Origin of the sequence: Flavihumibacter stibioxidans (assembly GCF_014332695.1) — a bacterium.
Taxonomy (GTDB): domain Bacteria; phylum Bacteroidota; class Bacteroidia; order Chitinophagales; family Chitinophagaceae; genus Flavihumibacter; species Flavihumibacter stibioxidans.
In genome coordinates, this window is sequence record NZ_MBUA01000028.1 from 211,041 (window position 1) to 233,879 (window position 22,839).

23 protein-coding genes are annotated in these 22,839 nt (G+C 49.5%); 10 read left to right on the forward strand and 13 right to left on the reverse strand.

Features of this window, described 5'->3' with window-relative positions:
• Nucleotides 1-59: 59 nt before the first annotated feature.
• From BC349_RS16575 to BC349_RS16600, 6 genes are all read right to left on the reverse strand, one after another.
• Entirely contained in the window at nucleotides 60-515 is a 456-nt protein-coding gene (locus BC349_RS16575; protein ID WP_187257901.1) for a cold-shock protein, read from the reverse strand.
• Nucleotides 516-587: 72 nt separating this feature from the next.
• On the reverse strand, nucleotides 588-3,728 hold the full coding sequence (locus tag BC349_RS16580) for an efflux RND transporter permease subunit (protein WP_187257902.1): 3,141 nt from the start codon (nucleotides 3,726-3,728) through the stop codon (nucleotides 588-590).
• Between the two features lie 11 nt (nucleotides 3,729-3,739).
• Nucleotides 3,740-4,789, reverse strand: coding sequence for an efflux RND transporter periplasmic adaptor subunit (locus BC349_RS16585; protein WP_187257903.1), 1,050 nt, complete (start codon nucleotides 4,787-4,789; stop codon nucleotides 3,740-3,742).
• Complete coding sequence (locus BC349_RS16590) at nucleotides 4,786-6,096, reverse strand: TolC family protein (protein WP_187257904.1); 1,311 nt, start codon at nucleotides 6,094-6,096, stop codon at nucleotides 4,786-4,788. The genes BC349_RS16585 and BC349_RS16590 overlap by 4 nt, the downstream gene beginning before the upstream one ends.
• A gap of 47 nt (nucleotides 6,097-6,143) precedes the next feature.
• Nucleotides 6,144-6,611 (reverse strand): hypothetical protein, encoded by a 468-nt coding sequence (locus BC349_RS16595; RefSeq protein ID WP_187257905.1) that lies wholly within the window; start codon nucleotides 6,609-6,611, stop codon nucleotides 6,144-6,146.
• Between the two features lie 6 nt (nucleotides 6,612-6,617).
• A complete protein-coding gene (locus BC349_RS16600; protein WP_187257906.1) occupies nucleotides 6,618-7,217 on the reverse strand; it encodes a TetR/AcrR family transcriptional regulator in 600 nt (199 codons plus the stop codon).
• A 172-nt stretch (nucleotides 7,218-7,389) separates the two neighbouring features.
• Between BC349_RS16600 and prmC the strand changes: the two genes are divergently transcribed.
• Nucleotides 7,390-8,247, forward strand: a complete 858-nt coding sequence (gene prmC / locus BC349_RS16605; protein ID WP_281384578.1) for a peptide chain release factor N(5)-glutamine methyltransferase — start codon at nucleotides 7,390-7,392, stop codon at nucleotides 8,245-8,247.
• Between the two features lie 3 nt (nucleotides 8,248-8,250).
• On the opposite strand, the gene BC349_RS16610 is transcribed toward prmC, so the two are convergent.
• The 4 genes from BC349_RS16610 to pepT all read right to left on the reverse strand — a co-directional run bounded on the left by BC349_RS16610 (nucleotide 8,251) and on the right by pepT (nucleotide 11,705).
• Nucleotides 8,251-8,655: an ExbD/TolR family protein gene (locus BC349_RS16610; RefSeq protein WP_187257908.1), complete on the reverse strand. Its 405-nt coding sequence runs from the start codon at nucleotides 8,653-8,655 to the stop codon at nucleotides 8,251-8,253.
• A 47-nt stretch (nucleotides 8,656-8,702) separates the two neighbouring features.
• Complete coding sequence (locus BC349_RS16615) at nucleotides 8,703-9,407, reverse strand: MotA/TolQ/ExbB proton channel family protein (RefSeq protein WP_187257909.1); 705 nt, start codon at nucleotides 9,405-9,407, stop codon at nucleotides 8,703-8,705.
• An 83-nt stretch (nucleotides 9,408-9,490) separates the two neighbouring features.
• Nucleotides 9,491-10,420 carry an SPFH domain-containing protein gene (locus BC349_RS16620; RefSeq protein ID WP_187257910.1) on the reverse strand — a complete coding sequence of 310 codons (930 nt, stop codon included), beginning with the start codon at nucleotides 10,418-10,420 and terminating at the stop codon, nucleotides 9,491-9,493.
• Between the two features lie 37 nt (nucleotides 10,421-10,457).
• Nucleotides 10,458-11,705 (reverse strand): peptidase T, encoded by a 1,248-nt coding sequence (gene pepT / locus BC349_RS16625; RefSeq protein ID WP_187257911.1) that lies wholly within the window; start codon nucleotides 11,703-11,705, stop codon nucleotides 10,458-10,460.
• Nucleotides 11,706-11,747: 42 nt separating this feature from the next.
• On the opposite strand from pepT, the gene BC349_RS16630 reads away from it, so the two are divergent.
• Nucleotides 11,748-12,578 (forward strand): CPBP family intramembrane glutamic endopeptidase, encoded by an 831-nt coding sequence (locus tag BC349_RS16630; RefSeq protein ID WP_187257912.1) that lies wholly within the window; start codon nucleotides 11,748-11,750, stop codon nucleotides 12,576-12,578.
• On the opposite strand, the gene BC349_RS16635 is transcribed toward BC349_RS16630, so the two are convergent.
• Entirely contained in the window at nucleotides 12,564-13,046 is a 483-nt protein-coding gene (locus BC349_RS16635; RefSeq protein WP_222840211.1) for an RrF2 family transcriptional regulator, read from the reverse strand. The genes BC349_RS16630 and BC349_RS16635 overlap by 15 nt on opposite strands.
• Nucleotides 13,047-13,126: 80 nt before the next feature.
• Between BC349_RS16635 and BC349_RS16640 the strand changes: the two genes are divergently transcribed.
• Genes BC349_RS16640 through BC349_RS16650 form a run of 3 tightly spaced genes read left to right on the forward strand, consistent with a single transcriptional unit; the run spans nucleotide 13,127 to nucleotide 15,774 of the window.
• A complete protein-coding gene (locus BC349_RS16640; RefSeq protein WP_187257913.1) occupies nucleotides 13,127-13,525 on the forward strand; it encodes a putative zinc-binding protein in 399 nt (132 codons plus the stop codon).
• Complete coding sequence (locus BC349_RS16645; RefSeq protein WP_187257914.1) at nucleotides 13,522-13,962, forward strand: PNPOx family protein; 441 nt, start codon at nucleotides 13,522-13,524, stop codon at nucleotides 13,960-13,962. Before BC349_RS16640 ends, BC349_RS16645 begins: the two co-directional genes overlap by 4 nt.
• A gap of 9 nt (nucleotides 13,963-13,971) precedes the next feature.
• Nucleotides 13,972-15,774: a hypothetical protein gene (locus BC349_RS16650; protein WP_187257915.1), complete on the forward strand. Its 1,803-nt coding sequence runs from the start codon at nucleotides 13,972-13,974 to the stop codon at nucleotides 15,772-15,774.
• A gap of 81 nt (nucleotides 15,775-15,855) precedes the next feature.
• Here the strand turns inward: BC349_RS16650 and BC349_RS16655 are convergent, their stop codons facing one another.
• Entirely contained in the window at nucleotides 15,856-16,311 is a 456-nt protein-coding gene (locus BC349_RS16655; RefSeq protein WP_187257916.1) for an FKBP-type peptidyl-prolyl cis-trans isomerase, read from the reverse strand.
• An 85-nt stretch (nucleotides 16,312-16,396) separates the two neighbouring features.
• On the opposite strand from BC349_RS16655, the gene BC349_RS16660 reads away from it, so the two are divergent.
• The 4 genes from BC349_RS16660 to BC349_RS16675 are packed head-to-tail and all read left to right on the forward strand — an operon-like array spanning nucleotide 16,397 to nucleotide 20,899.
• Nucleotides 16,397-17,614, forward strand: a complete 1,218-nt coding sequence (locus tag BC349_RS16660; protein ID WP_187257917.1) for an exo-beta-N-acetylmuramidase NamZ family protein — start codon at nucleotides 16,397-16,399, stop codon at nucleotides 17,612-17,614.
• Nucleotides 17,615-17,641: 27 nt separating this feature from the next.
• Nucleotides 17,642-18,589, forward strand: coding sequence for a methionyl-tRNA formyltransferase (gene fmt, locus BC349_RS16665; protein WP_246457010.1), 948 nt, complete (start codon nucleotides 17,642-17,644; stop codon nucleotides 18,587-18,589).
• Entirely contained in the window at nucleotides 18,543-19,472 is a 930-nt protein-coding gene (locus BC349_RS16670) for a bestrophin family protein (RefSeq protein WP_246457011.1), read from the forward strand. Before fmt ends, BC349_RS16670 begins: the two co-directional genes overlap by 47 nt.
• 5 nt (nucleotides 19,473-19,477) lie before the next feature.
• Nucleotides 19,478-20,899: a DUF4403 family protein gene (locus BC349_RS16675; RefSeq protein WP_187257918.1), complete on the forward strand. Its 1,422-nt coding sequence runs from the start codon at nucleotides 19,478-19,480 to the stop codon at nucleotides 20,897-20,899.
• A gap of 6 nt (nucleotides 20,900-20,905) precedes the next feature.
• Here BC349_RS16675 and BC349_RS16680 read toward each other — a convergent pair whose 3' ends face one another.
• The gene (locus BC349_RS16680; RefSeq protein WP_187257919.1) at nucleotides 20,906-21,289 is read right to left on the reverse strand and encodes an SET domain-containing protein; all 384 of its coding nucleotides are present in this window, start codon (nucleotides 21,287-21,289) and stop codon (nucleotides 20,906-20,908) included.
• Here BC349_RS16680 and mgtE point away from each other — a divergent pair.
• Nucleotides 21,288-22,712, forward strand: coding sequence for a magnesium transporter (mgtE, locus tag BC349_RS16685; RefSeq protein WP_246457013.1), 1,425 nt, complete (start codon nucleotides 21,288-21,290; stop codon nucleotides 22,710-22,712). The two genes, BC349_RS16680 and mgtE, sit on opposite strands and share 2 nt — an antisense overlap.
• The last annotated feature ends 127 nt before the right edge of the window (nucleotides 22,713-22,839 follow it).

The following is a 22,839-nucleotide window of genomic DNA, read 5'->3' on the forward strand; positions in this document are numbered from 1 at the left end:
ACAAAAAAAGGTTTCAGGCATACCTGAAACCCTATAAAGCATTTGCCACTGACGACTTATTATTTGACCTTCTTTACGTTTACCGCGCTGTAACCCTTTGGTCCGGCTACTACTTCGAAAGTCACTTTATCTCCTTCCACGATGCGTTCCGACATCTGGTTGATGTGTACGAATATGCTCTCCTGGCTTTGGAGATCACGGATAAATCCGAAGCCTTTGGTTTCGTTAAAAAATGATACCACCCCATTGCGGATGAGTTCCTCTTCGGTAAGTTCCGCCTGCTTGGGAACCCCTATTTGGATATCCTCCTGCTTGATTTCTATTCTTTTGTTGGGATCCGGCGGGGTAGATGAAATATTACCATATTCATCGATATACGCCATCATATCTTCCAGAGACTTGCCTTTTTTGGCATTGGCCTTGCGCTCGTCTTTCTTTTCCTGCTTTTCCTGGCGCTGCTGCGCTCTTTTCTTTTCCTTTTCCTTCTTACTGAAAGAATCCTGCGATCTGGCCATAGGCAATAATGATGTTGTTGATAGGTAAAGGTCGGATTATTTTACCAGATAACCTGTAAAACCAGCAACCCCTTACCCATGCTGCTCTGCAGCCAGGCTAATTTCCTCGTTTTCACCATTTTGACGGCGTTTCGCCATTTTTTCCCTGAACCTGTCCACCAGGTAATAGACCATGGGAACCAGGTACACCGTTAGTATCAGCGAAGACAGGAGTCCCCCGATTATCACCCAGGCCAGCCCGTTCTTCCATTCACTGGCCGTTCCTTTTGCCAGGGCAATGGGCAGCATGCCGATAACCATGGCCAGAGTGGTCATGAGGATGGGCCGCATCCTTTCCTTGCCCGCTATGATCAGGGCCTCGCGGAAATGTTTTCCCTCCACCTTCAGTTGATTGGTGAAGTCCACAATCAGGATGGCGTTCTTTACCACCAGTCCCATCAGCATAATGAGTCCCAGCAAAGCGAAAAGGCTGAGGTTATTCATCGACAGGTTCAATGCCAGGAAGGCGCCGATGGCCGCCACGGGGATGGAAAACAATACCACCAGCGGGTACACATAGCTGTCATACAGGGCCACCATGATGAGATAGATCAGCAGGAAGGAGATCAGCAACACCGAGCCCAGGGCCCCGAAACTGTCGTTCTGTCTTTTAATATCGCTGCCCCAGGCCATCTGGATGCCGTCGGGCAGCGGGTGTTTTTTGATATAGGCCACTACTTCATCAGCCAGGGTGCCACTGGGTCTTCCCAGGGCATCGGCAGTGATGGTCACCGCCGGCTGCCGGTCTTTCCTTTCCAGCATGGAGGGCGTATTATCCTGTACAATATCCGCAAACTGCGACAGCTCCAATGGAATGCCGGCAGGATTCACGATGGTGAGCCGGCTTAGGTCTTCGTAATTTTTCCGGTTGAAATCATCCAGCCGGATGCGCACCGGATATTCAATGCCATTCTCCGTTAGCGTGGCATCATCGTTACCCGTGATGGCCGTGCGAATATTGATGCCCGCATAGGCTGTACTGAGCCCCAGTCGCTGCAGCCTGTCCCTGTCGGGCACAATGCGGTATTCCGGACTTCCCGTTTCCACCGAAAGCTGCACATTGTCGGCTCCGGGCAGTTTTTCAATAACGGCCACCAGGTCCCGGCCGGATTTCATCACCAGGTCCGGACTGCTGCCGCTAAGGGTCAGTTCGATGGGGGCAGAACGGGGAACCAGTCCTAATGCTGCCATGGAATAATTGATGCCGGGATACTCCTGTTTCAATGTTTCACGTATCTGTTTCATGAAGGACTCGGTGGGCTGGTGATTGCGTTCGGCCGCTAGTTTCAGTTGTATGGTGAGCTCGGTCTTATTGGCTTCACCCACACCCAGACTGCCGATTCCGGTACCTGGACCGCCCACATTGCTGAAAATGGAGGCTACTTCAGGCTGTTGCAGGAGAAAGTTTTCCACCTGTTGGGATATTTGGTTATTCTGCACCACCGGGGTGGATTTATCGAATTCAAGACCAAGCCTGAACTTGCCCTGGTCCCCGGTAGAGATCAGTTCCTTGCCGATGATGCCCTGGCGCATAATGCCCACCGTGAAAACAAAGAGTAGCAGCACGATGCCGGTAAAGGCAAGTTTGTGTCGTAATACCCAGTCCAGTTGCCTGCCATACCATTCAATGAACCGGTTCAACTGGTGTTCAAACCAGAGCAGGAAGCGGTTGAACCAGTTGGTGGGTTGCAGGTTTTCAGCACGACCGATGCGCGATGCAAGCCAGGGCGTAAGGGTGAAACCCACCAACAGACTGGTAAGGGTGGAAGTGATCACCACCACAGAAAATTGTTTGAGCATATCGGCCACGAATAGCTGCAGGAAAAGGATGGGCAGGAAAACCACCACATCCACCAGGGTGATGGAAAGTGCGGAGAAACCTATCTCCATACGACCATCCATAGCTGCAGTTCGCGGATGCTTTTTCATATCGAGGTGCCGCTGGATGTTTTCCAACACCACCGTGGCATCATCCACCAGGATGCCGATAATCAGCGACATGGCCAGCAGGGTCATCAGGTTAAGGGTATAACCCAGTATCCACATCATGGCAAAAGCGGTCACCAGGGAAGTTGGAATGGCCACCAGCACAATGAGGGAATTACGGAAGCTCCTTAAAAACAGCAGCATCACGAGGGCCACGAGCACCACGGCCAGGGCAAGGTCGAATACGACGGAGTTTACAGCCGCAATGGTATTATCTGTGCTGTCATCTGCTATCACAAATTTCAGACCGTTAGCCAGTTCCAGTTTTTCAATTTCTTTTATTTTGGCCCTCACTGCGCGGGACACCTCTACTGCATTGGCATCGCCCTGTTTTTTCAGGAGCAGGCCAATGCCGTTTTTACCGTTGTAGCGACTTACTGATCCGGCGTCGCGGATGCCATCAATAACGGTGGCGATATCTTTTACATACACCGGACTACCACTAACAGGCATGGACACCTGCACGTTGCCTATATCCACAGCATTGGAAAATTTTCCTGCAAGCCGAACGGAATTATTCTCAGAACCGGATTCCATTCTTCCGGCCGGAATATCCAGTCCCGCACGGTTGATGGCTTCACTTACCTGGCCCAGGGAAAGGCGGTAGGACTTCAGTTTATCCTGGTTCACTTTCACCTGGACTTCCCTTTCTTCCCCGCCCAGAAGGGCGATTTCGGCTACCCCTTTCAGTTGCTGGATCTGTGGCAGGTAGTCGTCTTTCATACGCTGGTAGAAAACCGTGGCCGGCTGGTTGCTGGTAACACTGATCGACATAATGGGCAGGTCATTGGGCGATACTTTGGTCATCACCGGGCTGAGGATATCTTCCGGCAGGTCCTTGCGCACGTTGTCGATGTATCGTTGCGCATCCTGCATGGCATTATCGAGATCGGTTCCGTATTTCAGGTTGGCAATGATAACGGAAGCATTGGGCATGGATTTGGTGACCAGGTAGTCTACCCCTTCCAGGTTGGACAGGGCGTCTTCAATTTTCCGCGAAACGGAGGTCTCCACTTCCTGGGGGTCGGCCCCGGGATACATGGTACGGATCACCACTACCGGCTGGTTGAAGTCCGGCATCAGTTCATAACTGAGGTTTTTATAACCGATGATGCCCAGCAGGGTCAGCACGCTGAACAATACGATGATCAGGGAAGGCCGCCGTATGGATATATCTGTAAGGTTCATGGATCAATATTTTATTGTGTACGAACATTGGCCCCTTCGAAGAGGTTGATGAAACCACCTGTTACGAGCAGATCACCCTCCTTCAGTCCGGATGCCACCACGGCCCTGTTTTCTATGCGGCGGGAGACTGTGATGCTGGTAAGGGAGGCTTTGCCGTTACGGATCAGCCAGACCTGCGGTTGCAGGCCTGAACCCGCGATAGCGGAAGACGGAATGAGCAGAGCCTTTTCCTGTCCGGATTCCGCCAGCGACACTTTTCCGAACATGCCTGCCTTAATCGATTGTCCGGCACTGTTAGTAACCAGGAATTGCACCGGGAAGCTGTTGCCCTGGTTGCCCTTGCTGCCAATCAGCGAAATTTTTCCTGCCAGGGGCATATTCGGGTAGGCATCGGCGTGAATAGTGTAGCTGCGGTTAACAGGAAAGCGACTGAGGTCCTGTTCCGGCACCTGTACGGTGAAGCGTAGCTGCCTGATGTCGGTAAGTTGCAGCAGGGGTATTCCCGGCGCCGCGAAAGCGCCCAGCTCTGTCAGTTTCTGTGTGATGATGCCACTGAAAGGCGCATGTATGGTCGTTTTGGCGATCTGTTCCAGGAGGTTGCTGCGCTGGATACGGGCGGCTTTCAGGGCCAGCACTGCCTTCTCCAGTTGAACACCCTGGATGGCGTCGGCGTTGGTCAGTACGGTAAAGCGTTTCACATCTGTTTCCAATCCTTCTATCTGCACATCCACCGACTGCAGCTGCAATTTCAGGAGGGCGTCGTCAAGTTTAACAAGAGTCTGTCCGCGGTTGACCACCGAGCCTGCATCCACAAAAAGGGCCAGGATCTTGCCGGGTGTTTCGGAGCTGATGCGGGTTTCCCGGTCGGGCTCAAAATTGCCGCTGAAAATGGTTTCCCCCTGCAATGGCAGCAATCGGAGGGTATCGGCCTGCACCAGGATCGCCTGTTCCTTGTTATAAGTGTAAACTTTTTCTTCCGTTGTTTTTTTATTGCTTTTGAGCCGGATCACCACGATGGCCAGCAGGGCAATAACAGGAAGTATATAAAGCAGCTTTTTCATGACTGGGGCTTTAGGAGGTTACCGGTTAATTTTTTGTATTCCAGTTCGGCCTTGCGAAGGGCGACCAGGGCGTTGATATAATTTTTCTGTGCATCACGCAGGTCCGTGTCTGCCAGAAGGATATCGGTGAGGGTGGCAAGACCTTCCTTCTGTTGCAGCAGGGTTTTATCATAGATGGATTGCGCTAATTCTATTTGTTGTCGGATCACCGGCAGGTTGCGTGCCGCCAGTTGAAGCTGGTATTGGTTGTTGATGCGATCCACTTCATTTTTTTCCTCCAGCATACGGAGTTGCAGGCGGGCTTTTTCGGCCTCCAGGGATTTGCTTCTAATCCTGGATTTGACGGCATTGCCGCTATAAATGGGAACGGACAATTGCAGTCCGACATAACCCAGCGGATAGAAATTCAGAAAATCATTGGCACCGGTTTTACCGAAGCCGGAAGTGCCATAAAGTCCGTTTAATTGAATCGAGGGCAACCATGATTTTTCGATGGCGGACCTTTCTCGTTCCAGCAGGTGAAGCTGGCTTGATGTAATCTGCATTTCGGCCATGGGTTTCAAGTCGGGAACTATGTCCTGCTGTTCTTCGGTTACACTAAGCAGTTGGATACTGTCTGCCGGACTGGTTCCCATCAGGAACTGCAGCAGGTGTAGTGCCTGGCGGTACTGTACCAAAGCCGATTCGCGTTGCCACTCCTGTTGGGAGAGTTGAAGCCGGACCTTATCCACATCAGAGCCCCTGGCCAGCCGCTGTTCATGGAGCAGGCTCATGAGGGAAAGCAGTTGGCGTGAATTGGCCAGGTTGCTGTCGAGGAAGCTGATCTGGCTGTGGAGGATCTGGGCGTTGTAATACAGATTGGAGACTTCCAGAACGATGTCTTCGCGGGACCTGGTCAGTTGGGCAGCGGACAGGTCGCGTGCTGCCCGGGCTGTTAGTACAGCGGATTTTGCAACGGGATTGTATAGCTGATAACTGGCCTGGATATTGGCATTGATAGTATGTGGCACGCCGAAGCGGGCTTCCTTGTAGGTATCAGCAGGGCCGCCAAAAACACCTGCCGGCAATAACTGGTAGGGCAGGTTGGTATAATAACGGTAATCAGTAGCCGCGAATAGCCGGGGTTTTAACCCGGCGCGGGCTTCCTGCATTTTTTCACCGGCCTGTTGCAGTCCATAGCCGGCCAGTTGAACGCTGTAGGCGTTGCGAAGGGCGGAGTCGATGGCCTGTTCGAGGGTCAGGGGCTGGGCGTAGCCAGCGGGACGGAACAAGCCCAGCAGCAGGAAAAGGAGGGGAATCTGTTTCATTACAAGCATTTAAGTAAGTACTCACTAACTAAATGGATCAAAAAAAGCTATTCAAAATAATGGTCAAAATCTGCCAGGTGTTGCTGCATTTCCTCCAGCAGCCTGGACTCCCCTGCACCTGCCTTCAGGGCATCGAGCTGTGTTTTGAGGGGTTGGAGATAAAGATGCAGCTGGTCATGTGCAGGGCCTTTCATGGTGCATCTTGAAAAGATCTCCGCAAAATTGGCGGACAATGAATCGGACAGTGGTTGACCCTGCAGGGTACCGGTCATACCGGCGGCCACGGTTGCGGTCATTTGCCTGATCCCCCGGATGGTGGCTTCATCAGCTTTCCATTTATTACCATGGTCTGTTTGCAGGGTGGCCGAAAGTCCGGAGTCCGGCACGGAATGGGTGGAATGATCCGAATGGTTGGCGGCATGATCGATGGCATGGCCGGCATCAGCGGAACTGCTTTGGTCTGTGCAGGCGGACAGGGACAGCAGCACTACAAGGGAAATAAAGAGTTGTTGCATATCTTATTATTTATGGTGGGCAAGAATCAGTTGAAGAATCGATTTCATTAGTTTTTTGCCTTTCAGCCGCAGGTCGAATGTATGTCCGCCCATTCTCCACTGCAACATCTGTAACCGGAAACTACCCATGATCACATGGGCCAGGTCTTCTGCCGGAATATCATTCCGGAATACTTTCTGTCGCTGGCCTTCTGCAATGATTTGCAGCAGCCATTTCCTTTTCACCATCATGATTTGCTGGATGGCGCCGTTGATGTTTTTGCTGGCTTCCAGCAGTCCGTCGGAAAAAATCGCCACCAGGAATTGCGGATGCTGCTGGAAGAAGTCAAACTGGTTATTAAAAATTTCCACCAGTTGTTCGTCTGCCGCTTCAATGCCGGTTATCGCTGACTGCAAACGCTGCTCCATATTGGCCGCCAGATAGTTCAGCAGGGTCACAATAATGTCTTCCTTATTCCTGAAATGGCGGTAAAGTGCCGCTTCGGCAAACCCCATCCTTTCCGCCAGTCTTTTGGTAGTGAGTCCGGTCACCCCAAACTCATCCAGTATCTCCCCCGCTGCGGTTATGATCTCCAGTTGACGGTCACGGATCTCTAATTTTTGCATTATCGAGAATTAGTTAGTTAGTATTCACTAACAAATTTATGATTTAAAGGGATTACAACCAAATTTTTCACCAGTAACCCGATGATTCCCCACAGAAAATTCTGATTCTTCCCCGTATTATCTTGCTAAACCTTCTGCAGCCATTAAATTGCAGTACCAAACACTCCCTTCCTTGCCACAGACCATTCATTCACAAATAACCAAAGAGTTACTTCCGATTTACGGGCCAACAGAAGCCTCAATTATAGCGGAAATGGTCCTCGAAAAACTGACCGGACAAAACAGCATGACACAGCGCCACCTGAAGGCTGAAAACCTTTCTTCCCAGCAGCAACTGCAACTCGAAGAATACCTGCAGCAACTGCTGAATCACCGTCCCATTCAGTACGTCCTGAACGAAGCCTGGTTCCAGAATATGCCGTTTTTTGTGGATGAAAGGGTCCTGATTCCCCGGCCGGAAACAGAAGAACTGGTCGAATGGGTGGTTCAGGAGGAAAAAAATCAGGCGGGGATTACGCTCCTGGACATCGGTAGTGGTAGTGGCTGCATCCCCATCAGCCTGGCAAAAAAATTACCCAAAGCCACCATCCATAGCTGTGATATCAGTCCGGATGCACTGACAGTTGCACAGAAAAACGCAGCGACCCTGAATGCCCTGGTGCAATGGCACCAACTTGATTTCCTGAATCCCAACCACTGGCGCCTGCTGCCTGCACCGGATATCATCATCAGCAATCCGCCTTATATTCCGGCAAGCGGTGCAAAGGAGATGAGCAAACATGTGGCAGACTATGAACCGGGTATCGCGCTGTTTGTGCCCGACGACAATGCCCTTGTATTCTACCAGGCCATCGCAGATTTTTGCGTTCATCATGGTCAGCCAGGTGCCAGGATCTATGTAGAAATCCATAAAGACATGGCCAGGAATGTCTGTGATTGTTTTGAAAAAGCCGGACTCACAACCATTGAAGTCCGCCGCGATATGCAGGGTTTGGAAAGAATGGTGAAAGCAAGAAAAAAGTCAGCGTGATTTTTACTGCGCTCCGTTTTTATCTACCGCCAGCACTGATTTGGCGCCCAGTTCCCGTGCCACCCGCATCACTGCCACCACATTCTCAATGGGCACTCCCTTGTCAGCATTGATCACCACTGCCGGCTGATCGGTTTCTTTGGCCAGGATAGGCTGCAATTTTGCTTTCAGCTCATCCAGACTCACTTTGGAAGTACCCACAAAAAACTGGTTGTTGGCGTCAATGGATACCACCACAGTTTGCTTGGATTTGGTATCACTCTTTGCCTTGGGCTGCGACAGCTTGATCACATTCGGATTGGCAAGGGTGGATACAATCAGAAAGAAGAGCAGCAGAATGAAAAGGATATCATTCAGCGCTCCTGTATGGACTTCGGCATGGCCGCGTAAACGTCGTTTTAGATTCATGTCAATGAGTCAATGAGTCAATGGGTCAATGGGTCAATGGGTGCGTCTTACCTTGTGGGTTCCTGGAGGGTATCCAGAAAATCAGAACTTGCCACTTCCATCTTATTAACCGTCTTATCAACCTGTGCATTCAAAAAACTATGTCCCACATACGCCAGCAAACCAATAATCAGACCGGTTGCTGAAGTAATCATTTTTACGTAGATCCCGCTGGCGATTGTGCTTAAAGTGTACTCACCGGTGGAAGAGATGCCATAAAACAACTGCACCATTCCGACAATTGTTCCCAGGAAACCGAACATGGGGGCGATACCGGCAATCAGGGAAAGTACCCCCAGGTTACGCTCCAGTTTATAGGTTTCCAGGCGGCCTACATTTTCCATACTTTTTTCAATGGCATCAATTGGTTTGCCGATTCTCTGCAGCCCTTTGTCGATGATGCGGGCTACCGGATGACCTGTATTCTTTGCCAGGGAACGGGCAGCGGCCACATTGCCACTCAGAATATGGTCCTTAATGATGCTCATAAAGTTTTCGTCAATCTTGCTGGCCTTGTTGATGGCAATCCAACGCTCAAAAAAGAAATAAACCGCCAGCACCAGCAACAGGAATAAGGGGATCATCAATACCCCGCCCTGGAACAGTAAATTGATAAGGCTTAAATCTTTGGGTGCTTCCCCGGTCGTAGCGGCGCTGACAGCATCGACTGCTTTACTGGCTGTATCTGCGATCTGTAATAGGAACAAATTCATTTATGCTGGTTTATCGGATTTGTCAAACGTGAAAGTAAGGCTATTATTTGCTAAGGTTTTCTAAAGATTATCTGCTAACGGCATCATGCACCTGCCTGCTTCACCATGAGGGCCTGGATCTGTTTCATGGTCTTCTCCATCCCATCGGCGCTGCCATCCAGGAAGATCACATTGCCTTTGCCGTATTCCGCAAAGTTCTTCACCGCTTCCGTCCACATACTAAACAGAATGACATTGGTATCGAGATTGGCCTGGCGCATTCTGTCCGCCGCTTCACTCATACCCTTGGCCACTTCTTCCCGGAACAATGCCACACCCTGTCCGCGTAGCCTGGCAGCCTCACGCTCAGCCTCAGCCGCAATTTTGATGGCATTACCTTCCGCCTCCGCACTTTTGGTTTTGGTGATCAGCAATGCCTGTCCCTCGTTCTCCGCCGCCGCCTTCAGGTTATGTGACGCCACTACCCTGCTCATCGAATCCATGATCACCTGGTCAAAAGTGATATCATTGATCTGCAGGTCAAGCAGGTGATATCCCCATTCTTCCAGCAACTGGTCAATCTGATCTTTAACATAATCAACAATCTCCTTGCGCAAAGCCAGTATCTCTGCCTGGCGCTTGGTGGCTACAAAAGAACGGATGGTTCCCTCAATGGTGCGGCTCAGGGCCTGCATCAGGTCGCGCTCACTGATAAACTTAAAGGCCACTTTTTTAATGGTCTCCTCATTTTCGTTCTGAACCGCATACAGCAACATGTTCTTGAAATAAACATTTGCCTGGTCCGCGGTTACAGCCTGGAATTCCAGTTCAATAGAACGGTTCTGGATAGACACTTTCCTGGATATCTGTTCAATGAACGGGATGATGATATTCAATCCGGGATGTAACACCCGCCTGTACTTTCCGAACATGGTTACCACGCCTACCGTTCCCTGGTTAATGGTTTTCAGTCCGGCAAATATCACCGCCAACACTATAATGATCCACAAATTGGAGAAAATCAGATCCGCCATATAGTTGATTTTAGGTCACAATATAATCAAGTATTGCTTAGCTGCCCTGCTCCCAGAGCTGTACGAGTAAAACAAGGGTGTCCACACTTCGCTGCATATCCTGTATGCTCACGAATTCGTGCTTGCTGTGCAGGGCCATTTCGCCGGTGAACAGGTTCGGACAGGGGAGTCCCATAAATGAAAGCCTGGCCCCATCGGTACCACCCCTGATGGGGAGTTTCCTCACAGTACCCACTGTACGACGAATGGCCTCTTCGGCATAGGCAACAATCTGCGGATGATGCTGCAACACTTCTTTCATATTACGGTACTGCTCCCGCACCTGGTATTCGGAACGCGCGCCCGGATAACGCAATACCACTTCATCAGCCAGGTGTTGCAGCAGGAATTCATGCTCGCCTAGCCTGGCCGTATCAAAATCGCGCACAATGAATTCCACAGTGGCTTTTTCCGCGTTACCACTAATGTGAACCGGGTGCACAAACCCCTCCCGTCCTTCGGTAACTTCGGGCGCCAGTTTCTCCTTCGGAAGAAGGGAAAGAAATTCTCCCGCCACCTTCAGCGCATTCACCATTTTGCCTTTGGCAGAACCAGGATGGGCCATGATACCATGGAAATGAATGATCATGCCGTCGGCAGAAAAATTTTCATCTTCCAGACTGCCCGCTTCACCCGCATCCAGGGTATAGGCCACATCTGCCCCCAGTTTTTTCATGTCCAGCTTTTCCACCCCCCGCCCCACTTCCTCATCCGGTGTGAACAGGATGCGGATGGTGCCATGAATTATCTCCGGATGCATGACAAGATAATTGGCCAGATCCATGATGATAGCCACCCCAGCCTTGTCGTCGGCCCCCAGCAAGGTTGTTCCGGATGCGGTAATGATATCATCGCCGATCTTTTCTTTCAGGTAGGGATGGTCTTCCAGCCTTATTACCTGCGCAGGATCATCGGGCAATACGATATCCTTACCATCATAACGGGGATGCACAATCGGTTTTACCCCTGTTCCGCTGCAATCCGGTGCCGTGTCCATGTGCGAGCAGAAACAGATGACAGGAACATCTTTTTCCGTATTCGATGGTATCGTCGCATATACATAACCGTGGTCATCAAGCTCAGCATCACTGATGCCTGCCGCCTGCAACTCTTCCACCAGCAAACGCCCGAGATCCTTCTGCTTTTCCGTACTGGGAAAACTGTTACTGCGAGGATCGCTTTGCGTATCAATCGTAACATATCTCAAAAACCTCGACGCAACGGTATATTGGTATAAACTGCTCATTACCTCACTGATTATTTATTTTTGGACCAAATTAATGTTTTGATGCCAAAGCCCAATATTGTATTGTCCGCTCCAAAATACTCCTGGCTCCGCGTTGTCCTGTTTTTCATCTCCTTCATATTTGTAATGTCAGGGGTTGGCAGACTGGCTGGCAATACCTTTCAAATGGTGTCCCTCTTTACTGCTGCGGGTTTTGTGCTGGTCTGGCTGTTCCGGCGTTTCCTGGACGGACAATCATTCGAAAGCCTGGGCTGGAAATGGAAGGGATACGAAACACACGGTATTGCCGGATTACTGGTTGCCGTATCTCTTTTGGGCATAGGCACAATCCTGCTGGTTGCCCTGGGACAGCTTACCTGGCTGGACTACCAATTCAGTATGGCTGATTTTTTTCTTTCTTTATTCATGATGCTGCTGGTGGGCTTCTATGAAGAACTTGTTTTCCGCGGATATTTCCTTGGAAACCTGCTCCACAGCATGAAACCCGCAATAGCCCTCCCGGTCTCCGCTGCAATATTCGCCGTCCTGCATGGCGCCAATCCCAACACCAGTTGGCTGGCCCTTATCAATGTTTTCCTGGCGGGACTGCTGCTGGGCATCAACTATATTTTCACCCGAAACCTATGGTTTGGAATCGCACTTCACGTTGCATGGAATTTTATCCAGGGTCCGGTATTGGGGTACGAAGTGAGCGGCATGGAACTGCCATCTGTACTGGTACAAAACCTGGGCGACAATAATTTACTCACAGGAGGCAGCTTCGGATTCGAAGGATCCCTGCTGAATTTGATTTTGATCCTGGTAGCCACCACAGCACTGGCACTGGTATATTACCGCATGGAGAAAAAAAACGAAACCTTACCTTTTCCCTAAGCTGATATATGCGCTTTCACTGGTAAGTTCACCGGCAAGACTTTCAATGGTCCGCGAAGTAAACAGATGTATCAATTGCTGCTTGATTGGTTTGTATTCCGCATGCATGGGGCAGGGTTTCACTTCTGAGCATTTTTTCAAGCCAAGTACACAGGTTTCAAAACGATGATCCTCTCCCATCAGGTCAAGAATCAGCCTCACCGGCATTTTTTTGGCATCGTCCGTCATATAAAATCCACCATTGGGCCCCCGAACCGAACTCACCAGTGCATTGTCACGGGTCAGTTGCTGCAATATTTTAGCAGTAAATGACTGCGGAGAATCAATTGCTTTCGCAATCTCTGCGATCCCCAGCTTTTTTTCCGGCGTACTTTTCTGAGCTATGTAAATGGTGGCCCGAAGCGCGTATTCGGTTGCTTTTGAAAACATGTTCTCCCCCTTTGATGTAAATATCACTATAAATACCAAGACAAAATATTTATGGATAATATTATCCTTTATTATTAATTTTGCCCGCTGTACCTGCATTCCTGATTAAATCTCACAGCATGCATCCATTATCTGATCCAACACCCATAGTTTATTCCTGCAGCGGCTGTTCAAGTGCCGCGCATATGGCCAACTGGCTGGCATTGAAACTCGACAGGCATCAACTGGCAGAAATGTCCTGTATTGCGGGAGTTGGAGGCAATGTGAAAAAACTGGTAAACACGGCCAGGTCGGGCAGAAATATTATTGCCATTGACGGCTGCCCGCTTGCCTGTGCCAAAGCCTGCCTGGCAAATCATGGTCTTACACCTGACCTGCACCTGAACCTGGCGGATTTTAATATCCGCAAACGATCTCACGAGGATTTCGACACATCGCAGGCGATGGAAGTCCTGGACATTATCAGTGAAAAATATTTTGACCACAAAACGATGGTGCAACCGGAATACAACATATGAAAGAAATTATTACAGCATTCCTGGAAGCCCAAACCTGTGCCACTGTATGTTGTATTAGCGAAAACAGTACCCCATACTGTTTTAACTGTTATTACGCTTTCAATGCAGCAGATGGTTTGCTTTACTTCAAATCATCCCGGGATACTGAACATGGAAAAATTCTTGAGATCAACCCATTGGTTGCCGGTACCATCCTGCCGGACAAACTGGTTAAAATGACAACAAGGGGAATCCAGTTTACTGGCAAACTGCAGCACGGGGATGCGCTTCAGGTAAAAGATTCTGCCAACCATTATTACAGGAAATTTCCCTTGGCCCATGCCATACCCGGAGAGGTTTACACGATACAACTTGATACAATCAAAATGACAGACAGCACTATTGGCTTTGGCAAAAAAATTCTTTGGGCACGCGGGCAAACAATTCCGACAAACTAATATACAAGCATGACATTCTCCCCAGCTCATCAATTTCATATACCGGTTATGGGATTGGCGTACACCATCGACAGTCCGGTTAAAGTGGCCAGGTTCGGCATCTCCTCCGTTGTTTCAATCGTAGAGGACAGGCTCATCGAAATGATGAGAAAGCATTACTATGAAGCGTATGGACTCAATTATTCACCCATTCCCGAAACCCTTCCAGACTACCGTGCCAAACGCATCACGGATTATTTAAACCTGATGCAATCCATCATTCAACAACAGGTGGAAAAACTCAGGAAAGCAGCTTTCGAAAAGGGATCCGAGATTGTACAATATTTTGAAATGCTTCCTGACGACAGCCGTTTAAAACAATTGTACCTCCAGATGCTCGGCACGGAAAACATCCCTGAAAAAACAAGGCTCGAAAATCAACTCAGGTCGCAGGTACAGCCAGGAAGCATCGATGTAAACATCATGACCAAGGTAGATCGCGACCACATTAATAAAGAGGGCCAACTGGTGGAGAATGGATCAGATGCCATTGCCGCCCTCAGGGGGTATGCCAACAGCAAACTCACCCATTCCTCAGTGGTATTTTCTGCCGGCCTCAATCCACGCCTGTATAATTATATTGAAAAATGCGAGGCCTTTGACCTGGATGAGGAAGGCTACGCACCTAAAAAAATCATCATCAAGGTGAGTGATTACAGGTCGGCACTGATACAGGGAAAATACCTGGCAAAAAAAGGTCGTTGGGTCAGTGAATTCCGGATAGAATCTGGACTCAATTGCGGCGGACATGCATTCGCTACAGACGGCTTCCTGCTGGGACCGATTCTGGAGGAGTTTAAGGAAAAAAAACAGGAACTGGCGGAAACCATGTTTGAGCTGTACACAGCATCGAATAAACAGAAGCAAAAACCGATACCGGCAGTTGTACCGCCCGTTGCCATTACCGTACAGGGTGGGGTGGGCACATCCGCCGAAGCCCGTTTTCTCCAGGACCGGTACAAGGTGAACAGCATCGGTTGGGGAACCCCTTTTCTGCTGGTTCCGGAAGCGACCACGGTGGATGACAATACACTGCAAAAGCTTTCCCGCGCTACCGAAAAAGACATGGTATTAAGCCACAGTTCACCACTGGGTGTACGGTTCCACTACCTGAAAGGCACCACTGCAGAAGAAGAAAGGGTCAGCCGCATCAAGGCAGGAAAGCCCGGAAGTCCGTGCACCGAGAAACACCTTGCATTCAATACAGAGTTTACCAGCGAGCCGATTTGTACCGCATCCCGTAAATACCAGAAATTGAAGATCGCCGACCTGCAATCAAAACATCTTCCGGAAAGGGAATACCGGAAACAGCTGGACGAAGTGCTGGAAAAAGAATGCCTCTGTGTGGGATTGAGCAGTTCAGCGGCGCTGAAGTACAAGGAGGAATTTATCAGAAAGAGGGAAGCCGTAACCATTTGTCCCGGCCCGAATATTGTGAACTTCTCGCGGATTGTTTCACTCCGGACCATGACAGACCATATTTATGGCCGTACCAATATAATGACCAACCCCGGCCGGCCGCATATGTTTATCACGGAGTTGCATTTGTATATCGATTATCTCAGGGAACAACTTGAAGGGGGAGAAAAGGCTGATGACCTTCCGGAAAAGCAGAAAAAATATTGCGCGGCTTTCTATTCGAATCTTCTGGAAGGCATCCAATATTACAGAAACATCGGGGAGTTGGCAGGAAAGGATGATCATTTCAGGAATTCCCTTGAGTATGCCGCCATCGAACTGGATGTACTTAATTTTCGATACCGGTTATCCTGAACCCTTTGAATAAAATAAAAAGCCCCTTGTTTTGAGAGCAAGGGGCTTTTTAACTAAAGTTTTTCGGGATTCACTGAACGATTATGGCATGATGATGCGGGAAGGTTCTCCCACTATATCAACCAGTTCGATATCGAAAACCAGGTCCTCACCAGCCAGCGGATGGTTGGCGTCGAGCATAATAGCGGCTTCAAGGATTTCAGTAATCACTACAGGCACTACCTGCCCCTGACTATTATTCAGGTTGAGACGCATACCCTTTTCAAGGGGCATATCGGCCGGAACCTGGTCGCGGGGAAACTCAATCACCATTTCAGGGTTCTTTGGACCATATGCATCTTCCACAGCAATATGAACGGTTTTTTTGTCGCCCACAATCATTCCCACTACGCCATTGTCGAAGCCGGCAATCACCATACCACTACCCACCTGGAATTCCAGCGGTTCACGTCCCTCGGAACTGTCAAAGGTAGTTCCGTCAGTCAGGCGACCATGATAATGAACCTTAACGGTATCGCCGGATTGTACTTGTTGCATAAAAGTTTGTTTAATTTGATCAAATCAGCGCACAAGTTAAGGGAAAACTGGCAGAGCAGCTGTGCTCTATTGTTATATTTGCGGCATGAAAAAGATATTTCTCTGCCTGTTTATGGCCATATCTCTGTCTGTCAACCTTTCTGCCCAGCCTATTCAACCAGGTGCCGAACAGTTTGACCAATACCTTCCGCTGCTGGCGGGTAAAAGAGTGGGACTCTTTGCCAACCAGACCACCGTTCTCAGCGATAAAACCCACCTGGTCGATGCCCTGTTGAAAAAAGGAATTACCATTACCAGGATATTTTCACCGGAACATGGTTTCCGTGGCACTGCCGATGCAGGGGAGAAGGTTGAAAGTTCAGTAGATCCGGCAACCGGTATCAATGTGGTTTCCCTCTATGGTAAAAACAGGAAACCTTCGGCGGCCGACCTGGCAGAGATAGATATTATGATTTTTGACATACAGGATATTGGCGTTCGTTTTTACACTTTCATCTCCTCGCTGGAGGAATTTATGGAAACTGCCGTGGAGGCCGGCAAACCGCTTCTTGTCCTGGACCGGCCAAACCCTAATGGGTTTTATATTGACGGACCGGTTTTGGAAAAGCCCTACCGGTCATTTGTGGGAATGCAGACCGTACCGGTTGTATATGGTATGACGATAGGTGAGTATGCGAAAATGATCCTGGGAGAAAAATGGCTTGACAGCAGCCTGCATGCAAAACTACCCGCCTTTCAACTCACCGTGATCCCCTGCGCCAACTACACCCATAGCAGTAAATATGTTCTTCCTGTGAAACCTTCGCCCAACCTGCCTGATATGTCGGCCATCTACTGGTACGCGTCTACCTGTTACTTTGAGGGAACCGTATTAAGTGAAGGTCGTGGTACAGATAAACCATTCCAGATATTTGGCCATCCTGAACTGCCCAAACATCTGTACAGCTTTACACCCACCCCGCGTGACGGAGCCAGGGATCCCAAACTGAAAAACCAATTGTGTTACGGCTGGAATATTTCGGGCACTTCTGAACAAACGCTCAAAGCCCTGGACAACAAAATCCAGTTAAAATACCTGCTGGAAGCGTATCGGCTATTCCCCGACAAAAGCAAATTCTTCCTCGGGAAGCCGGATGCCCAACCTACACAGTACTTTTTCAATAAACTCGCCGGCAATGCCGACCTGATGCGCCAGATCAAAGCCGGTGCCACCGAATCGGAGATCCGTTTATCCTGGCAACCAGCACTGAACCGGTTCAAACAAATCCGCAAAAAATACCTCCTCTACGAAGACTTCCACTAATCCATTCACCTATTCACCTATTCCCCAATGACCTTCCGCTCCCTCCGCATCGTCTTCATGGGCACTCCCGAATTCGCCGTGGCTTCACTCGACGCACTGGTGAAAGCCGGGTGTAATATTGTTGGCGTGGTAACCGCACCCGATAAACCCGCCGGCCGCGGCATGCAACTGCAACAAAGTGCCGTAAAGCAATATGCCGTTGAGCATGGACTCAATGTGCTGCAACCGGAAAAGCTTCGTGATCCCTTGTTCCTGGATGCGCTTCGCGCTTTAAAGGCAGACCTGCAGATCGTTGTGGCCTTCAGGATGTTACCTGAACTGGTCTGGAATATGCCTGCCATGGGTACCATCAACGTCCATGGCTCCCTGCTGCCACAATACCGGGGTGCTGCCCCCATCAACTGGGCCGTCATCAATGGGGAAAAGGAAACAGGCGTAACAACTTTCAAACTGCAGCATGCCATTGACACCGGCAATATCCTGATGCAGGCCAGGATGCCAATTGGTGAGGAGGAAAATGCCGGCTCCGTGCACGACCGGATGAAGGAACTGGGCGCCAACACGCTGGTGGAAACGGTTAAAGGCCTGGCTGAGGGCACCCTCCGGGAGACCCCGCAGGAACAGCTGACGGACGAATCTACCGGTCTGCATCATGCGCCAAAAATCTTTACCGAAACCTGCCGGATCAACTGGAAACAACCGATCGACAACATCTACAACCTCATCCGGGGCTTATCCCCCCACCCTGGCGCCTATACCGAACTGGAAGGGAAGACCCTGAAAATTTTCGGCGCCACAAAAGAATATACACACCCGCTAAGCCTGCCGGGAAATTTTGAAACAGACGGAAAAACATGGCTGAAATTCGCCGGCATCAATGGTTATATTCAGGTTACGGATATCCAGTTACAGGGTAAAAAGAGGATGTATGTTGCTGATTTTCTCAGAGGCTACCGGTTTAGCACAAACGAATAATAATATGATCTCCTATAATACCAAAGACTGGCTTTCAGTTCTCTTCAAGTTCAATAAGGCCGACACCATCCGGAAACTTTTCCCGATGATTGTTGTCATATCCCTGTATTCCTGGGGCATTGCCTACCTGGAAGTGGAAGTGCTGAATCTTTCCCAGAACAGCCAGTTGAAGAGCATTTCCATCATGCACAACCTGCTGGGCTTTGCCATCTCCATGTTACTGGTTTTCCGCACCAATACCGCCTATGACCGCTGGTGGGAAGGCCGTAAACTCTGGGGGGCACTCACCAATAACTCGCGTAACCTGGCTATTAAGCTGAATGGAATCCTCCCCGTAGAGGACAAGGTAAACCGCAATTTTTTCAGGAAATCAATCCCCCTGTATTCTGCCATCCTGAGAGACCACCTAAGTTCCGAGAAGACCCGGCTGGCACTTGATGCCATAGACCACCCCGAGCTTGAAATTGACCATACCCGGCATCTTCCAAACCAGGTGGCATCCCTGATGATGAACAGGGCACAGGAACTTTACAGGAAAAACATTATTTCCGGTGACCAGCTCATCACCATCAACGCAGAATTACTTTCTTTCACGGATATCTGCGGTGCCTGCGAAAGAATTAAAAACACCCCCATCCCCTATTCCTACAGTGTATTCATCAAGAAATTCATCTTTATCTACGTTATTACATTACCCATCGGTTTTGTATTCAACCTCGGATACCTCGTAATTCCTGTGGTGGCTTTTATCTTTTATGTACTGGCCAGCCTCGAACTGATTGCAGAGGAAATTGAAGATCCTTTCGGTGGCGACGCGAATGATGTACCAACAGACAAACTGGCCGAAAACATGAAACTGCACGTAAACGAAATCCTGGATTAACAGTAATGACTAACCGAATATTAATTGGATCGGCAATAGTACTGGCAGCATGGCTGTCAGCCTGCAGCAGTTCTAAAAAAATCACCTCATCACCGGCACCTCCGCCCGTTGCAAAATCCCTGCCACCGCTTACGGAATCTGTCCTGAACCTGCCCATCAAGGTTGTCATCACCCCTTTTTTACAGCAGGCAGAAAAAATGGCGCCAAAAGAAATCACTTCCGATGGCTGGCCGGCGTATATGCCAAGTGGGTGCGACTTCCGGTATAAATATCGCTTTGTGCGATCAATGTTCAGGTTTTCCTGCATCAACAACCGCGTAACGGTTAACATGAACGGCAATTACCAGATTGCCGGCAGCAAAACCGTTTGTGTAATGGGGCAATCAGTGTCGCCCTGGATCAATGGCAGTTGCGGTTTTGGCACTGAACCAATGCGCCGCGTAAACATCAGCCTGGTCAGCGATCTTAGTTTCACTCCCGACTACCGGCTTCAAACCCGTACGAGGGTGGATAAGGTACAGGCCATCGACAAATGCCTGGTGACCATCTTCAACAATGATGTTACCCAGGAGGTGATGGACAGTATCGCCGCATCCGTTAATTCCTTTGGTATTAACCTGGATAATTCCATTAACAACATGCGCTTTGATGAAGTGCTGCAACCCGTAGCCGAAAAAGCAGGAAAGAAAATCCCCCTCAGCACCTATGGGTACCTGAAGCTGAATGCCAGCTCCGTCAGAATGGGTTCCATAAATTACACCAAAGACACGCTTGCATTCACCGCCGGTATCAATTGCTTTCCGGAAATCAGTTCCGACAGCACCAATCACAGTGTCTCTCGCCACCTGCCTCCCTTGAGCGGAACGGGCGCCGGATCAGGCTTTTCACTTACTGCCAATGCCGTGTATGATTATACCACCATTGACACACTGCTTACCCGTACGCTGCGGAACCGTGAATTTGATGTCAAGGGTGAAAAGATCAGGATAGCTCAGGTGGAAGTCAGGGGACTGGACAATTACATGGTTGAGTTCAAGATCAGTTTTACCGGAAGCAAGAGAGGCACACTGTTCCTGAAAGGCTCGCCTGAACTGGATGTCGCTTCCCAACAGTTAAGCGTGCCCGATCTTGAATACGACCTCAACTCTTCCAGCATTGTCCTGGTGCTGGGAAAAACATTTTTCAACCGGCAGATCCTTGAAAGCCTGAGATCCCAGGCCAGGATCAACGTCACCGATCTATACCAGAAAAACAAGCAGAAAATTGACAGCCAGTTCAACAGGGTTATCACCGACGGCATCGTCATGCAGGGCGGCACCACGCAACTGCGGCTAAACGGCCTCGTGATCAACAAAGACAATGTACAGGTTCAGGTCAATGTAAGTGGAAACGCCGGCCTGGTGATCAGTAAACTTCCCGCACAATAATCTGGTTTATTTCGCAGCAAACCATAATGGCTTGCTGTCGTTCCAGTCGCCGTTGTAGTTGATAAAAAGTTCTTCGCCGGCAACAATATCCCTGACTGCTGTTACCCTTATCAATTCGGCAGCAAAATCCATTTCATACTCGCAATTACTGGTGTAACTGTGATTATAGAGTGGTACATATCCCAGGGCCATGCAGCACTGCGAAAGGTCATCCCCCCATTCAAAAATATAATCGTGAAGGGTGGTCTGGTCCAGGTGTTTCCGGTCACCGGCATTCATTACGATAACCGGACTGATTTCCACCACGGTTCCCGCAGCAATGGGCGCTGTAGTAAAAACGCCGCGCCCCATAAGGCTGGTTGGTGCCACGGTGAGACATGGTAAAATCATGCTGCAATATAAAACGTATTTTTACAGCATGACGGAAGAACTGGAAACACCACCATCGCTCAGTGAGCAGTTTGAGTCTATCATTCACCTGGAAGACAAACTGCGGATCCGCGAATTCCTGAACAACCAGAACATCAGTGATGTGGCTGACCTGGTAGATGAATTTGATGAATTTGCCAGCCAGATCATTGGCAACATGAGCACACACAGGGCTGCCAGCGTGTTCAAGATCCTGGACATCTCCGTTCAGAAACATATCATACAGGAATTACCGCCCCTGAAGTCCGCGGAATTGCTCAACGAATTACCCGCGGATGACCGTACTGCTTTCCTGGAAGAACTGCCCAGTGAAGTGGTAAAAGAGCTGATCAAAACGCTTGACCCCGAAGAAAGACGCATAACCCTTTCCCTGCTGGGATATCCCGATGGCAGTGTAGGCCGGCTGATGACACCTGATTATATCGCAGTGAACAGCGACTGGACTATGGCGGAAGTACTGGAACATATCCGGGAAGTGGGACGTGAATCGGAAACCATTGATGTGATCTATGTAGTGAACGACAAGGGAGAGTTTGTAGACGATATGCGTATCAGGGATGTAATAATGACGAGTCCCGAAAGGGTCGTAAGTGAAATTATTGACTACCGCTTTATAGCGCTGAATGTAAACGACGACCAGGAAGTTGCAAACCAGACATTCAAAATGAATAATCGGGTAGCCCTTCCCGTTGTAGACGACAACAATTTGCTACTCGGCATAGTAACCATCGATGACGTACTCTGGGTGGCCAATGAAGAATTCAGTGAAGATATCCAGCGTATCGGTGGTACTGAGGCCCTTGATGAGCCCTACCTTGAAATGCCCATATTCAAACTCTTCCGGAAAAGAGTGATCTGGATGGTGGTGCTGTTCATCGGCGAAATGCTAACGGCGACGGCCATGGGATATTTTGAAGATGAAATAGCGAAAGCCGTGGTGCTGGCATTATTTGTACCCCTGATCATTTCCAGCGGCGGCAACAGCGGATCACAGGCATCCACCCTGATAATACAGGCAATGGCTGTGGGCGAAATCACCATCAGCGACTGGTGGCGGGTTTTAAGGCGGGAAATCATTTCCGGCCTCCTGCTCGGCTCGGTATTGGGTATTATCGGATTCGCAAGGGTAGCGGTATGGTCACAGTTTTTTCCGGATGTTTACGGTGAACACTACCTGGCTCTTGGCACAGTAGTTGGAATATCCCTGATGGGCGTGGTTCTCTGGGGAACGCTCAGCGGTTCCATGTTACCCATTTTCCTCAAGAGGGCAGGCGCAGACCCGGCTGTATCTTCCGCCCCCTTTGTAGCAACAATGGTGGATGTTACAGGGCTGATCATATATTTCAGCGTAGCCTATCTTTTTCTCCGCGGGCTGCTCCTTTAAATATGGCTTTTCTTACCAGTCAGGTTGAATACGCCGGGATGCACCCGTACTTACGCAATCGATTGACTAAAAAATATTTTAGTTATTATTGCGTTTTCTAATCTGAACCTTTTTAATCAAAAAGAAC

Excerpts from the sequence above, each read along its gene's own strand:
- BC349_RS16575 (WP_187257901.1), bottom strand. The coding sequence starts at position 515 with ATGGCCAGATCGCAGGATTCTTTCAGTAAGAAGGAAAAGGAAAAGAAA.
- BC349_RS16580 (WP_187257902.1), bottom strand. The coding sequence starts at position 3,728 with ATGAACCTTACAGATATATCCATACGGCGGCCTTCCCTGATCATCGTA.
- BC349_RS16585 (WP_187257903.1), bottom strand. The coding sequence starts at position 4,789 with ATGAAAAAGCTGCTTTATATACTTCCTGTTATTGCCCTGCTGGCCATC.
- BC349_RS16590 (WP_187257904.1), bottom strand. The coding sequence starts at position 6,096 with ATGAAACAGATTCCCCTCCTTTTCCTGCTGCTGGGCTTGTTCCGTCCC.
- BC349_RS16595 (WP_187257905.1), bottom strand. The coding sequence starts at position 6,611 with ATGCAACAACTCTTTATTTCCCTTGTAGTGCTGCTGTCCCTGTCCGCC.
- BC349_RS16600 (WP_187257906.1), bottom strand. The coding sequence starts at position 7,217 with ATGCAAAAATTAGAGATCCGTGACCGTCAACTGGAGATCATAACCGCA.
- BC349_RS16610 (WP_187257908.1), bottom strand. The coding sequence starts at position 8,655 with ATGAATCTAAAACGACGTTTACGCGGCCATGCCGAAGTCCATACAGGA.
- BC349_RS16615 (WP_187257909.1), bottom strand. The coding sequence starts at position 9,407 with ATGAATTTGTTCCTATTACAGATCGCAGATACAGCCAGTAAAGCAGTC.
- BC349_RS16620 (WP_187257910.1), bottom strand. The coding sequence starts at position 10,420 with ATGGCGGATCTGATTTTCTCCAATTTGTGGATCATTATAGTGTTGGCG.
- pepT (WP_187257911.1), bottom strand. The coding sequence starts at position 11,705 with ATGAGCAGTTTATACCAATATACCGTTGCGTCGAGGTTTTTGAGATAT.
- BC349_RS16630 (WP_187257912.1), top strand. The coding sequence starts at position 11,748 with ATGCCAAAGCCCAATATTGTATTGTCCGCTCCAAAATACTCCTGGCTC.
- BC349_RS16640 (WP_187257913.1), top strand. The coding sequence starts at position 13,127 with ATGCATCCATTATCTGATCCAACACCCATAGTTTATTCCTGCAGCGGC.
- BC349_RS16645 (WP_187257914.1), top strand. The coding sequence starts at position 13,522 with ATGAAAGAAATTATTACAGCATTCCTGGAAGCCCAAACCTGTGCCACT.
- BC349_RS16650 (WP_187257915.1), top strand. The coding sequence starts at position 13,972 with ATGACATTCTCCCCAGCTCATCAATTTCATATACCGGTTATGGGATTG.
- BC349_RS16655 (WP_187257916.1), bottom strand. The coding sequence starts at position 16,311 with ATGCAACAAGTACAATCCGGCGATACCGTTAAGGTTCATTATCATGGT.
- BC349_RS16660 (WP_187257917.1), top strand. The coding sequence starts at position 16,397 with ATGAAAAAGATATTTCTCTGCCTGTTTATGGCCATATCTCTGTCTGTC.
- fmt (WP_246457010.1), top strand. The coding sequence starts at position 17,642 with ATGACCTTCCGCTCCCTCCGCATCGTCTTCATGGGCACTCCCGAATTC.
- BC349_RS16670 (WP_246457011.1), top strand. The coding sequence starts at position 18,543 with ATGTTGCTGATTTTCTCAGAGGCTACCGGTTTAGCACAAACGAATAAT.
- BC349_RS16675 (WP_187257918.1), top strand. The coding sequence starts at position 19,478 with ATGACTAACCGAATATTAATTGGATCGGCAATAGTACTGGCAGCATGG.
- mgtE (WP_246457013.1), top strand. The coding sequence starts at position 21,288 with ATGCTGCAATATAAAACGTATTTTTACAGCATGACGGAAGAACTGGAA.
- BC349_RS16680 (WP_187257919.1), bottom strand. The coding sequence starts at position 21,289 with ATGATTTTACCATGTCTCACCGTGGCACCAACCAGCCTTATGGGGCGC.